Source organism: Burkholderia sp. LA-2-3-30-S1-D2, assembly GCF_001523915.2.
Taxonomy (GTDB): domain Bacteria; phylum Pseudomonadota; class Gammaproteobacteria; order Burkholderiales; family Burkholderiaceae; genus Burkholderia; species Burkholderia diffusa.
In genome coordinates, this window is the sequence record NZ_CP013383.1 from 621633 (window position 1) to 633759 (window position 12127).

The 12127-nt window shown below is 68.8% G+C and carries 10 protein-coding genes and 1 pseudogene; 6 read left to right on the top strand and 5 right to left on the bottom strand.

Annotated features, from left to right (window positions below):
* Window positions 1-155: 155 nt before the first annotated feature.
* The 3 genes from WS66_RS02840 to WS66_RS02850 form a co-directional block, all read right to left on the bottom strand.
* Window positions 156-929 carry a slipin family protein gene (locus WS66_RS02840; RefSeq protein WP_059600179.1) on the bottom strand — a complete coding sequence of 258 codons (774 nt, stop codon included), beginning with the start codon at window positions 927-929 and terminating at the stop codon, window positions 156-158.
* Window positions 926-2482: an NfeD family protein gene (locus tag WS66_RS02845; protein ID WP_059600178.1), complete on the bottom strand. Its 1557-nt coding sequence runs from the start codon at window positions 2480-2482 to the stop codon at window positions 926-928. The genes WS66_RS02840 and WS66_RS02845 overlap by 4 nt, the downstream gene beginning before the upstream one ends.
* Window positions 2483-2603: 121 nt before the next feature.
* The gene (locus WS66_RS02850) at window positions 2604-3638 is read right to left on the bottom strand and encodes an AraC family transcriptional regulator (protein ID WP_059600177.1); all 1035 of its coding nucleotides are present in this window, start codon (window positions 3636-3638) and stop codon (window positions 2604-2606) included.
* A 137-nt stretch (window positions 3639-3775) separates the two neighbouring features.
* Here WS66_RS02850 and WS66_RS02855 point away from each other — a divergent pair, with 137 nt between their 5' ends.
* The 6 genes from WS66_RS02855 to WS66_RS02880 all read left to right on the top strand — a co-directional run bounded on the left by WS66_RS02855 (window position 3776) and on the right by WS66_RS02880 (window position 11336).
* On the top strand, window positions 3776-4909 hold the full coding sequence (locus tag WS66_RS02855) for an acyl-CoA dehydrogenase family protein (protein WP_059600332.1): 1134 nt from the start codon (window positions 3776-3778) through the stop codon (window positions 4907-4909).
* Between the two features lie 238 nt (window positions 4910-5147).
* Window positions 5148-6854 carry an AMP-binding protein gene (locus WS66_RS02860; RefSeq protein WP_059600176.1) on the top strand — a complete coding sequence of 569 codons (1707 nt, stop codon included), beginning with the start codon at window positions 5148-5150 and terminating at the stop codon, window positions 6852-6854.
* 107 nt (window positions 6855-6961) lie between these two features.
* The gene (locus WS66_RS02865; RefSeq protein ID WP_059600175.1) at window positions 6962-8491 is read left to right on the top strand and encodes a CoA-acylating methylmalonate-semialdehyde dehydrogenase; all 1530 of its coding nucleotides are present in this window, start codon (window positions 6962-6964) and stop codon (window positions 8489-8491) included.
* A gap of 18 nt (window positions 8492-8509) precedes the next feature.
* Window positions 8510-9412: a 3-hydroxyisobutyrate dehydrogenase gene (gene mmsB / locus WS66_RS02870; RefSeq protein ID WP_059600174.1), complete on the top strand. Its 903-nt coding sequence runs from the start codon at window positions 8510-8512 to the stop codon at window positions 9410-9412.
* Entirely contained in the window at window positions 9409-10200 is a 792-nt protein-coding gene (locus tag WS66_RS02875) for an enoyl-CoA hydratase (RefSeq protein ID WP_059600173.1), read from the top strand. The genes mmsB and WS66_RS02875 overlap by 4 nt, the downstream gene beginning before the upstream one ends.
* A complete protein-coding gene (locus WS66_RS02880) occupies window positions 10197-11336 on the top strand; it encodes an enoyl-CoA hydratase/isomerase family protein (protein WP_059600172.1) in 1140 nt (379 codons plus the stop codon). Before WS66_RS02875 ends, WS66_RS02880 begins: the two co-directional genes overlap by 4 nt.
* A 71-nt stretch (window positions 11337-11407) precedes the next feature.
* Here the strand turns inward: WS66_RS02880 and WS66_RS34270 are convergent.
* Window positions 11408-11506: pseudogene (locus WS66_RS34270) on the bottom strand (LysR family transcriptional regulator); the annotation flags it as partial.
* The gene (locus tag WS66_RS02890; protein WP_059600171.1) at window positions 11503-12084 is read right to left on the bottom strand and encodes an HD domain-containing protein; all 582 of its coding nucleotides are present in this window, start codon (window positions 12082-12084) and stop codon (window positions 11503-11505) included. The gene WS66_RS02890 and the pseudogene WS66_RS34270, both read right to left, overlap by 4 nt.
* Between the last annotated feature and the right edge of the window lie 43 nt (window positions 12085-12127).

A 12127-nucleotide genomic window follows, 5' to 3' on the forward strand; every position in this document is an offset into this window, starting at 1 on the left:
GGCCGGGCGCCGGGCCGCCGCGGCCTGGCGGCCGTCGGCATCGGCATCGGCATCGGCTGCGGCTGAGGCTGCGGCTGCGGCTGCGGCTGAGGCTGCGGCTGCGGCTGCGGCTGCGGCTGCGGCTGCGGCGTCGTGCGGGCCGGCGCCCGCGCGACTCAATGCTCGCGCGGCGAGCCCAACCGGTCCAGCAGCGCCCCCAGCAGATCGATCGGCAGAGGAAACACGATCGTCGAGTTCTTGTCCGCCGCAATCGTCGTCAGCGTCTGCAGATAGCGCAGCTGCATCGCCTGCGGCTCCTGCGCGAGCCGCTGCGCGGCCTGCAGCAGTTTCTCCGACGCCTGCAGCTCGCCCTCCGCATGAATCACCTTCGCGCGCCGTTCGCGCTCGGCCTCGGCCTGCCGCGCGATCGCGCGCACCATCGTCTCGTTCAGGTCGACGTGCTTGATCTCGACCGTCGACACCTTGATCCCCCACGCATCCGTTTGCGCGTCGAGCGTCTTCTGGATGTCGGCGTTCAGCTGCTCGCGCTCGGCCAGCAGCGCATCGAGCTCGTGCTTGCCCAGCACCGAGCGCAGTGTCGTCTGCGAGAGCTGGCTCGTCGCGTCGAAGAAGCGCGCGACCTGGATCACGGCCTTCTCCGGATCGACGACGCGGAAATACACGACCGCATTCACCTTCACCGACACGTTGTCGCGCGTGATCACGTCCTGCGGCGGCACGTCGAACACGACGGTGCGCAGGTCGATCCGCACGACCTGCTGGACGATCGGGATGATCAGCACGAGCCCCGGCCCCTTTACTTTCCAGAAGCGGCCGAGCATGAACACCACGCCGCGCTCGTACTCGCGAAAGATGCGGATCGACGATGCGACGAGCACCACGACGAAGACGATCAGGACGCTGCTGAAGCCAAACGTGTAGCCCATCATGACGGTGCTCCCTGGTGTTGTTGTTCGTGTGCCGGCACGTCGTAGAGCGGTGCGACCGTGAGCGTCAGCCCCTGGCGACCGGTGACGCGTACGCGGCAGCCCGCGGCGAGCGGCACGCTGCTCGCGACGCGCCAGCGCTCGCCATGCACGCGCGCCCAGCCCGCGGCCGATGGTGCGGGGCCGGCCGCGCCGTGCGGCTGGTCGGCCTGCAAACCGTCGTCGAGCACTTCGCCGATGCTGCCGACCATTGCCTCGGCGCCCGTCACGACCGGCCGCCGCCGCGCGCGCAGCGCGACGCTCGACACGCCCGCGACGAGCAGCCCGCCGCCGAGCGCGAGGCTGCCGATCACGGGCCACGGAATACCGTAGCCGGGCACGTCGGTATCGATCAGCATCAATGCGCCGATCGTAAATGACACGATTCCGCCGAAACCGAGCACGCCGAAGGTCGGCAGGAACGCCTCGGCGACGAGGCAGCCGAGCCCGAGCAGTACGAGCCCGAGGCCCGCATAGCTGATCGGCAGCAATTGCATCGCGAACAGCCCGATCAGCAGGCAGATGGTGCCGGCGACGCCCGGCAGCACGAACCCGGGATTCGCGAATTCGAAGAAGAGACCGTAGATGCCGATCGTCAGCAGGATCAGCGCGACGTTCGGATCGGCAATGATCGACAGGAAGCGGCTGCGCCAGTCGGGCGCGAGCACGACGAGCGGCGCATGCGCGGTCGCGACGTGCAGCGTGCCGGCCGTCGTCGTCACGGTGCGACCGTCGACTTGGCGCGCGAGGTCGGCCGGGTCCTGCGCGATCAGGTCGACGACATGCTGCGCGCGCGCCTCGGTCGCGGACAGGCTCAATGCCTCGCGCACCGCGCGCTCGGCCCATGCGGCATTGCGTCCGCGCAACTGCGCGAGGCCGCGGATGTACGCGGCGGCGTCCTGGGTCGCCTTGCGGATCTCGGTCGACTGCGTATCGTTCGGCAGCTCGGCCGGCGTCGCGGATGCACCGGCAGCACCCGATGCCCCGGCTGGCGGCGCTCGGGGCGCGCCTGGCGTCCCCGGCGCGCCACCGCCGATCCCGAACTGCACCGGCGACGCCGCGCCGAGATTGGTGCCGGGCGCCATCGCTGCGATGTGGCTCGCGTAGACGATATAGGTACCGGCGCTCGCGGCCCGTGCGCCACCCGGCGCGACGAACGCGGCGACCGGCACCGGCGAGCCGAGGATCGCCTTGATGATCTGCCGCATCGACGTGTCGAGCCCGCCGGGCGTATCGAGTTGCAGGATCGCGAGCGGCGCGTGCTCGCGCGCCGCGCGCTCGAGCGAGCGGACGATGAAGTCGGCGCTGGCCGGCCCGATCGCGCCGTTGACCGGAATCACGAACACCGGCGGCGCGGCCGCGGGTGCGGCGGCGGGGGGCGGGGCGGCAACCGCCGCGCACACGACGAGCAGCGCCGCGAACAGCGCGGCGCGCGCGACCCGCGCGGACAGCGGGTGACGGGGACGGCCGCCGGGCGATACAGGTGCCGGCGGCGGCCCATGACGGTGAATGCGCATCGGGGCGTCCGGGTGGCGCGCAGCCGCACGCCGTCCGGCTCGCGTAAAGGGCGTTGGCCCGATGATTGAAGATTAGGCGGTTTCGGCGGAAAGCGCGAAGGTGGGGCGGCGCGCCGCTGATTCAGCCGGCGCCGCCGCCGCGCGCGAGCGCTTCTTTCCGGTATTCGGCCGGGCTGCGCCCGCTCCATTTGCGAAACGCGCGGTAGAACGCGCTCGGTTCCGCGAAACCGGTGGCCGCCGCGACGTCGGCGATGGTCCGCGACGGATCGGCCAGCGCCTCGAACGCGAGGTCGCGCCGCAGCGTGTCCTTGATCGACTGGTACGCGTGGCCTTCCTGGTGCAGCTTGCGGCGCAGCGTCGCCTCGGCCACGTGCAGCCGCGCGGCCATCCCGTCGGCGCCGGGCCACGCGGCGGGCGGCATGCCGCGCAGCACCGTGCGCACGCGTTGCGCGAGCGCGTTCGGGTTGCGGTACTTGACGATGAAGCTGGCCGGCGCGTTGCGCAGGAACGTTTTCAGCGTCCTGGCGTTCTGCACGACCGGCAGCGTGGCGAATTCGGGATCGAAATCGACATACGAATCGGGCTGGTTGAACCGCATGTCGTCGCACAGCATCGACGGGTATTCGTGGTCGGCCGGCGGCGTGTCGCAACGGAAGCTCGCGTGGAGCAGCGGGATGCGTCGCCCGATCAACCAGCAGGTGAGCCCGTACACGATGATGAAATAGGTCGCGTACGTGAACATCGCGGGCGTCGCGGTGCTGTTGCGGTGCACAAAGCGCAGCCGCACGCGCTGCGGGTTGGCGTCGAGCTCCGCGTGCAGGTCGTCGAGCACGCAGTGCATGAAATTCACCGCGCGCGCCATCGCGTGCAGCCCGTCCTTCGCGGACAGCGCCGCCTGGCTCATCGCGATGAAGCTGCCGCTGCGCATCGGGTGGCGATCCTGTCCGAAAAACTCGTCGTCGAGCGCGCGCGCGATGGCGTTCCACAGCGCCCCGTATTGCTGCGCGGACACCCGCGCACGCGGCTGTGCGAGCAGCGCGGGCGCGATGCCGGCTTGCGCGAGCAGCGGCTCGGCCGCGACGCCGCGCCGGGTGGCGAGCGCGACGCTGTAGGCGACGAGGCTGATCGCGACGGTTCCCTTGTCTTCCTGCTTCATCGAAGCCGCCGGTATGGCAAAAACGCTCAGTGTAAATGAGCGGCGCGAGCATCGAACAGTCGCGCGCGCTTGCCTACACTTGTTGCATCGAAACGAAAGGTCGGTCGCCGCACGCGGCCGCAGGAGACAGCAGCGCCATGGACGAGCTTTACACCGAAGACCAGCGGATGATCCGCGACGCCGCGCGTGCTTTTGCCACCGAGGTGCTGGCACCGAGCGCCGCGCAGTGGGACCACGACGCGCACCTGCCCGACGCCGTCGTCGCGCAGCTCGGCGAACTCGGCCTGCTCGGGATGATCGTGCCGCAGGAGCTGGGCGGCGCATATACGGATTACGTCGCCTACGCGCTGGCGATAGAGGAAATCGCCGCCGGCGATGCCGCGTGCGCGACGCTGATGAGCGTGCACAACTCGGTTGGCTGCGGGCCGATCCTCGGTTTCGGTACGCCCGCGCAGAAGGATCGCTGGCTGGCCGAGATGGCGGCGGGCCGCATCATCGGCGCGTTCTGCCTGACCGAGCCGCAGGCCGGCTCCGAGGCGAACAACCTGCGTACGCGGGCGGAACTGCGCGACGGCAAGTGGGTGCTGAACGGCGCGAAGCAGTTCGTGACCAACGGCCAGCGCGCCGGGGTCGCGATCGTTTTTGCCATGACCGACCCGGAAGCCGGCAAGCGCGGCATTTCCGCGTTCCTGGTGCCGACCGACACGCCGGGCTTCATCGTCGGCAAACCGGAAAAGAAGATGGGCATCCGCGCATCCGACACATGCCCGATCACGTTCGAGAACTGCGCGATTCCGGAAGAAAACCTGCTCGGCAATCGCGGCGAAGGGCTGAAGATCGCGCTGTCGAACCTGGAAGGCGGGCGCATCGGCATTGCCGCGCAGGCGCTCGGCATCGCGCGCGCCGCGTTCGACAAGGCGCGCCGCTATGCGCGCGAGCGCGTGCAGTTCGGCAAGCCGATCGCCGAGCATCAGGCGATCCAGCAGAAGCTGGCCGACATGGCCACGCAGATCAACGCGGCGCGCCTGCTCGTGCATCACGCGGCAAAGCTGCGCACGGCGGGGCTGCCGTGCCTGTCCGAAGCATCGCAGGCGAAGCTGTTCGCGTCCGAGATGGCCGAGCGCGTGTGTTCGGACGCGATCCAGATCCACGGCGGTTACGGCTACCTCGTCGATTACGAAGTCGAGCGTCACTATCGCGACGCGCGCATCACGCAGATCTACGAGGGCACCAGCGAAGTGCAGCGGATGGTGATCGCGCGAGAGCTTTGAGTCCCGAATCGCGACGCGCGCTCCACCGACAACCACGCGAAGAACCAGACAGGCAGGCAAACAGGCAGGGCACGAAGGCAGCGCGGCAAACGCGGCACGCAACGACGTGACCGTGCGCCGCGCGACACGGAACCGGGCATGCGCTGCAGCACATGCACTGGACCGACCGCACGAGGCATGGGACGAGAGTCAGCGCTCGAGCGCCGACTCTCGTCGACAGGAGACAGGAGACGACACGATGACGGTACAGGCATTCCTGGACGCACGCGACTTTCTGCTGCGCCATCGCACCGACTACGAAACCGCGTACCGCGATTTCGAATGGCCGGTGCTCGATGCGTTCAACTGGGCGCTCGACTACTTCGACCCGATGGCGCGCGGCAACGACAAGCCCGCGCTGTGGATCGTCGACGCGGCAACCGGCACGGGCGACCCGTATTCGTTCGCGCAGATGTCCGAGCGCTCGTCGCGGGTCGCGAACTGGCTGCGCGGCATCGGCGTCGTGCGCGGCGACCGGATCCTGCTGATGCTGCCGAACCGTGTCGAACTGTGGGACGCGATGCTCGCCGCGATGAAGCTCGGCGCGATCGTGTTGCCCGCGACCACGCAACTGTCGGCCGACGACGTGCGCGATCGCGTGCAGATCGGCGGCGCGAAATACGCGATCGTCGACGAGAACGAAACCGCGAAATTCGAACAGGCCGATCTCGGCCTCAAGCAGAAGATCGTCGCCGGCGCGCCGCGCGCGGGCTGGCTCGCGATGAACGACGGCTACGCGGCGAGCGCCGCGTTCGAGCCCGACGCCATCACGCACGCGAACGATCCGATGCTGCTGTACTTCACGTCGGGCACGACGTCGAAGCCGAAGCTCGTCGAGCATACGCACCGCACCTATCCGGTCGGGCACCTGTCGACGATGTACTGGGTCGGCCTGCAGCCGGGCGACATTCACTGGAACATCAGCTCGCCGGGCTGGGCGAAGCATGCGTGGAGCTGCTTCTTCGCGCCATGGAATGCACAGGCGTGCGTGTTCGCGTTCAACTACGCGCGCTTCGAGCCGAAGGTCGTGCTCGACGCGCTCGTCAAATACCAGGTGACCACGCTGTGCGCGCCGCCGACGGTGTGGCGCATGCTCGTGCAGCAGCCGCTCGCGTCGTTCGACGTGAAGCTGCGCGAGATCGTCGGCGCCGGCGAGCCGCTGAATCCCGAGATCATCGAGCGCGTGAAGAAGGCGTGGGGCATCACGATTCGCGACGGCTACGGCCAGACCGAGACGACCTGCCTGATCGGCAACACACCGGGCCAGCCCGTCGTCGCCGGTTCGATGGGGCGCCCGCTGCCCGGCTACCGGATCGCGCTGCTCGACCCGGACGGCGCGCCCGTCAGCGAAGGCGAGGTCGCGCTGCCGATCGGCGCGGGCGTGACGCGCCCGGTCGGCCTGATGAACGGCTATGCGAACAATCCGGACGCGACGGCCTACGCGATGCGCGACGGCCATTACCGCACGTCGGACATCGCGATGCGCGGCGACGACGGCTACTACGTGTACATCGGCCGCGCGGACGACGTGTTCAAGTCGTCCGACTACCGGCTGAGCCCGTTCGAACTCGAAAGCGTGCTGATCGAGCATCCGGCGATCGCGGAAGCGGCCGTCGTGCCGAGCCCGGACCCGGTGCGGCTGTCGGTGCCGAAGACCTTCATCACGCTGCGCCAGGGATACGAGGAAAGTCCCGCGCTCGCGCTGGAGATCTTCCGCTTCTCGCGCGAGAAGCTCGCGCCGTACAAGCGCATCCGGCGCCTGCAGTTCGCGGAGCTGCCGAAGACCATCTCGGGGAAGATCCGCCGCGTCGAGCTGCGCCGCCGCGAGATCGAGCGCGGCGACGATGCAACCACGCGGATGCCCGGCGAATACTGGGAAGAAGATTTCGCCGCCGAACTGAAATGACCTGCCGTGGGCTGCGTGCCGCATGTCGCGGCCGTCGCCCGCGACACCGATTGAACCGGCCGCGCGTTGCATGACGCGACACGGCCCACTGCAAGGAGAGTGCATCGATGAACGCGAATCCGACGCCCCGCACGGGGCAAGACGTGCCGACGGTCAAGCTGCTGATCGACGGCGCCTTCGTCGAGTCCACCACGAGCGAGTGGCGCGACATCGTCAATCCGGCGACGCAGCAGGTCCTCGCGCGCGTGCCGTTCACGACCGTCGCGGAAGTCGACGCGGCCGTGCAGGCCGCGCACGCCGCGTATGCGACGTGGAAGAACACGCCGATTTCCGCGCGCATGCGCATCATGCTGAAGTTTCAGGATCTCGTGCGTGCGAACCTGCAGCGCATCGCGAAGACGCTGACGGCCGAGCAGGGCAAGACGCTGCCCGACGCCGAAGGCGACATCTTCCGCGGCCTCGAAGTGGTCGAGCACGCGTGCTCGGTCGGCACGCTGCAGCTCGGTGAATTCGCGGAGAACGTCGCGGGCGGTGTCGACACCTACACACTGCGCCAGCCGCTCGGCGTGTGCGCGGGCATCACGCCGTTCAACTTCCCCGCGATGATTCCGCTGTGGATGTTCCCGATGGCGATCGTGTGCGGCAACACGTTCGTGCTGAAGCCGTCGGAGCAGGATCCGATGTCGACGATGGCGCTCGTCGAACTGGCGATCGAGGCCGGCGTGCCGAAGGGCGTGCTGAACGTCGTGCACGGCGGCAAGGAAGTGGTCGACGCGATCTGCACGCATCCGCTCGTGAGGGCGATCTCGTTCGTCGGCTCGACCGCCGTCGGCACGCACGTGTACAACCTCGGCTGCCAGCACGGCAAGCGCGTGCAGTCGATGATGGGCGCGAAGAACCACGCGATCCTGCTGCCCGACGCGAACCGCGAGCAGGCGATCAACGCGCTGGTCGGCGCCGGCTTCGGCGCGGCTGGCCAGCGCTGCATGGCGACCTCCGTCGCGGTGCTGGTCGGCAGCGCGCGCGAGTGGCTGCCGGACATCGTCGCGAAGGCGAAGCAACTGAAGGTCAACGCGGGCTCGGAAGCGGGCACCGACGTCGGGCCGGTGGTGTCGCGCGGCGCGAAGGCGCGCATCCTGTCGCTGATCGACACGGGCATCAAGGAAGGCGCGAAGCTCGAACTCGACGGCCGCGACGTGAAGGTCGCCGGCTTCGAGGAAGGCAACTTCATCGGGCCGACGATCTTCTCCGGCGTGAAGACCGACATGACGATCTACACGCATGAAATCTTCGGGCCGGTGCTGGTCGTGATGGAAGTCGACACGCTCGACGAAGCGATCGCGCTCGTCAATGCGAACCCGATGGGCAACGGCGTGGGCATCTTCACGCAGAGCGGCGCGGCCGCGCGCAAGTTCCAGAGCGAGATCGACGTCGGCCAGGTCGGCATCAACATCCCGATTCCGGTGCCCGTGCCGTTCTTCAGCTTCACAGGCTCGCGCGGCTCGAAGCTCGGCGATCTCGGCCCGTACGGCAAGCAGGTCGTGCAGTTCTACACGCAGACGAAGACGGTCACCGCGCGCTGGTTCGACGACGACACGACGGCCGGCCCGGTGAACACGACGATCCGGCTGCATTGAGCCGGGGAGGACACGAACATGAAGATCGGATTTATCGGATTGGGCCACATGGGTGGGCCGATGGCGCTGAACCTCCTGAAGGCTGGCCATGAAGTGCACGCGTTCGACCTGAGCGCCGACGCATTGCGCGCGCTGCAGGACGCCGGTGCGCAGGTGGCCGGGTCGCCGCGCGAAGCCGCATCGGGCGCGACCTTCGTCATCACGATGCTGCCGGCCGCGCCGCACGTGCGCTCGGTGCTCGCCGGCGAGAACGGCGTGCTGGCCGGCCTCGGCGCCGGCGCGACCGTGATCGATTCGAGCACGATCGATCCGGCGAGCGCGCAGGCGTTCGGCGCGCTCGTGCGCGAGCGCGGCGGCGCGTTCGTCGATGCGCCCGTGTCGGGCGGCACCGGCGGCGCGGCGGCAGGCACCTTGACCTTCATGGTCGGCGGCAGCGACGCCGATTTCGAGCGCGTGAAGCCCGTGCTCGCCGGCATGGGCAAGAACATCGTCCATTGCGGCGCGACGGGGATGGGGCAGGTCGCGAAGGTATGCAACAACCTCGTGCTCGGCATCTCGATGGCGGCCGTGTCGGAGGCGATGTCGCTCGGCGTCGCGCTCGGCATCGACCCGAAGGTGCTGGCCGGGATCGTCAATACGTCGACGGGCCGTTGCTGGAGCTCGGACACCTACAACCCGTATCCGGGCGTGATCGACACCGCGCCGTCGTCGCGCGGCTACAGCGGCGGCTTCGGCACCGACCTGATGCTGAAGGATCTCGGCCTCGCGAACGACGCCGCGAAGCAGGCGCGCCAGCCCGTCTATCTCGGCGCGCTCGCGCAGCAGCTGTACCAGACGATGAGCAGCCGCGGCGACGGGCAACTCGATTTCTCGGCGGTGATCCGCCTGTACCAACCGGCCACGAAGAAGGACGCCTCATGATCGAACTGGACTACGTCGACGACGGCGCGATCGCGTGCGCGACGCTCAAGCGTCCGCCCGCGAACGCATTTACCGCCGACGGGCTGCGGCAACTGCAGGAAACCGTCGCCGAACTGAACGCGAACCCGCGCATGCGCGCGCTGGTGATCACCGGCGACGGCCCGAAGTTCTTCAGCGCGGGCGCCGACCTGAACACGTTCGCCGACGGCGACCGCGCGGTCGCGCGCGCGATGGCCGCGCGCTTTGGCGCGGCGTTCGAGGCGCTGCATGACGCGCGTGTCGTGACGATCGCGGCGATCAACGGCTATGCGATGGGCGGCGGCCTCGAATGCGCACTCGCGTGCGACCTGCGGATCGCGGAGACGCACGCGCAGATGGCGCTGCCCGAACCGTCGGTCGGCCTGCTGCCGTGCGGGCTCGGCACGCAGACACTGCCCTGGCTCGTCGGCGAGGGCTGGGCGAAGAAGATCATCCTGGCCGGCACGCGCGTCGACGCGGCAACGGCGCTCAGGATCGGCCTCGTCGAGGACGTGGTCGAAAGCGGCGCGGCACGCGATGCGGCGCTGGCGCTCGCGCGCAACGTCGCGCGGCAGAGCCCGCACGCGATTGCATACAGCAAGGAACTGATCGGCCTCGCGCGCCGCGGCGTGCCGCGCAGCGCGGCGCTCGCGGTCGAGCGCGAACGCTTCGTCGACCTGTTCGACACGAACGATCCGCGCGAAGGCGTGGCCGCGTTTCTCGGCAAGCGCGCGCCGCAATGGCAACCCGATGGAGAGCCGCAACGATGAGCACGCCGGTCAAGACTCATGACAGCGTCGCGCAACCCGCGCCGGAGGTGCTGTTCCGCGTGGTGAACCGCGTGGCGCTCATTACGCTGAACCGGCCGGCCGCGCTCAATGCGTTGTCCTATTCGATGATCGGCGAGCTGGCCGCACACCTCGAACGGTGCCGCACCGATGACCAGATCGTCGCGGTCGTGCTGCGCGGCGCGGGCGAGAAGGGCTTCTGCGCGGGCGGCGACGTGCGCGCGCTGCACCGGATGGTCGCGCAGCGCGAGACGTGGCTGCCGTTCTTCGTCGACGAATACCGGCTCGACTACGCGATCCATGCGTTCCCGAAGCCGGTCGTGGCGCTGATGGACGGCGTGACGATGGGCGGCGGAATGGGGCTTGCGCAAGGGGCGGCGCTGCGCGTCGCGACCGAGCGCAGCAAGATCGCGATGCCGGAGACGCGCATCGGCCTCGTGCCGGACGTCGGCGCGACGCATTTCCTGTCGCGCATGCCGGTCGAACTCGAGCTGTACGTGGGGTTGACGGGCGCGATGCTGTCGGGTGCCGACGCGCTGACCGCGAAGCTCGCCGACCTGTGCGTGCCGTCGTCGTGGCTCGATACGTTCGAGACGCGCATCGAAAGCGTCAGATGGGACGGCGACGTGCTGCCGGCGCTGCGCAAGGTGTTCGAGCCGCCGTGCAACGTCGTGCCGCATTCGGCGCTCGACAGCCAGATGGCGTGGATCGTTCGTCACTTCGACAAGCGCTCGACCGTCGAGCGGATCGTCGCGACGCTGAAGCAGGAGCTTGAACGCGACGAGCTGGCGCGCGAGCATCGCCAATGGCTGCAGGCGACGCTCGACGCACTCACCGGCCATTCGCCGACGATGCTGTGCGTGACGCGCGAAGCGCTGCTGCGCGGCCGTCAGATGACGCTCGCCGAGTCGTTCCGGATGGAACTCGGCATCGTGGCGCGCGCGATCGAGGAGGGCGACTTCTGCGAAGGCGTGCGCGCGCACCTCGTCGACAAGGATCGCAAGCCGCGCTGGGCGCCGGCGTCGCTCGTCGAACTGCGCGCCGAACGCGTGCGGCATTTCCTGACGTCGCCGTGGAAACTGTTCGCACATCCGCTCGCCGATCTTGGCGCGGCGTGAAGTGACGTGATGCACCGACGCGCCTGTGCGGCGCGTCGGCTTCGACCCATTTCCTTTCTGCGCGTCTGCGCTCAGCGCTCGATCATCGGCGGCACCGCCTGCACGAGCGCGTCGATCACGCAGCGCGTCTTGCGCGGCAGGTAGCGCGTTTTCGGCCAGATCGCGCTTACGCGCCGTTGCCGCGAGCGTCGACCCGGCGTTGCGTGTCCGCGTCGACGATCGCACGGATCGTGCTGAATAGCGGCACCGCGTCGGTGTAGCGCCGGCCGTAGCCGAGATTGAACGCGTAGTCGAAATCCGGCGGATTGCTGCCCTGGTTGTGCTGGAGGATCGTTTCGAGCTTGTCGAGTGCCTTCGCGGCGCGCGCTTCCGGTGATGCCGCCGCCTCGTATTCGTCCCACAGTGCGACGATCTCGTCGCGCAGCACGCGATCGAGCCCGGCCGTCAGCGTCAGCAGGTCGTCGCGTTCGTGTGCGTTCTTGTCCGGATGCGCGGCCTGCTCGATCGCGGGGATGTCGCCGTGCAGCGCTTCGCCGAGATCGTGGACGACGCACAGCTTCAGCAGCTTCGTCGTGTCGACGTCGGGTAGCGCATCGGCAAACACGAGCGCCATCAGGCACAGCCGCCAGCTGTGTTCGGCCGTGCTTTCGGCGCGCCCGGTCGACGTATGGCCGCTGCGCAGCACGTCTTTCAGGCATTCGGCTTCGCGCAGGAAATCGAGCCGCGCGTGGATCGTGTCGAGGTTCATGGCAGGGAAGTGCTTGATTCGAGCCCTCAAGCGTACGTCGCGC

Excerpts from the sequence above, each read along its gene's own strand:
- WS66_RS02860 (WP_059600176.1), top strand. The coding sequence starts at position 5,148 with ATGACGGTACAGGCATTCCTGGACGCACGCGACTTTCTGCTGCGCCAT.
- WS66_RS02880 (WP_059600172.1), top strand. The coding sequence starts at position 10,197 with ATGAGCACGCCGGTCAAGACTCATGACAGCGTCGCGCAACCCGCGCCG.
- WS66_RS02840 (WP_059600179.1), bottom strand. The coding sequence starts at position 929 with ATGATGGGCTACACGTTTGGCTTCAGCAGCGTCCTGATCGTCTTCGTC.
- WS66_RS02850 (WP_059600177.1), bottom strand. The coding sequence starts at position 3,638 with ATGAAGCAGGAAGACAAGGGAACCGTCGCGATCAGCCTCGTCGCCTAC.
- WS66_RS02845 (WP_059600178.1), bottom strand. The coding sequence starts at position 2,482 with ATGCGCATTCACCGTCATGGGCCGCCGCCGGCACCTGTATCGCCCGGC.
- WS66_RS02875 (WP_059600173.1), top strand. The coding sequence starts at position 9,409 with ATGATCGAACTGGACTACGTCGACGACGGCGCGATCGCGTGCGCGACG.
- WS66_RS02865 (WP_059600175.1), top strand. The coding sequence starts at position 6,962 with ATGAACGCGAATCCGACGCCCCGCACGGGGCAAGACGTGCCGACGGTC.
- WS66_RS02855 (WP_059600332.1), top strand. The coding sequence starts at position 3,776 with ATGGACGAGCTTTACACCGAAGACCAGCGGATGATCCGCGACGCCGCG.
- mmsB (WP_059600174.1), top strand. The coding sequence starts at position 8,510 with ATGAAGATCGGATTTATCGGATTGGGCCACATGGGTGGGCCGATGGCG.
- WS66_RS02890 (WP_059600171.1), bottom strand. The coding sequence starts at position 12,084 with ATGAACCTCGACACGATCCACGCGCGGCTCGATTTCCTGCGCGAAGCC.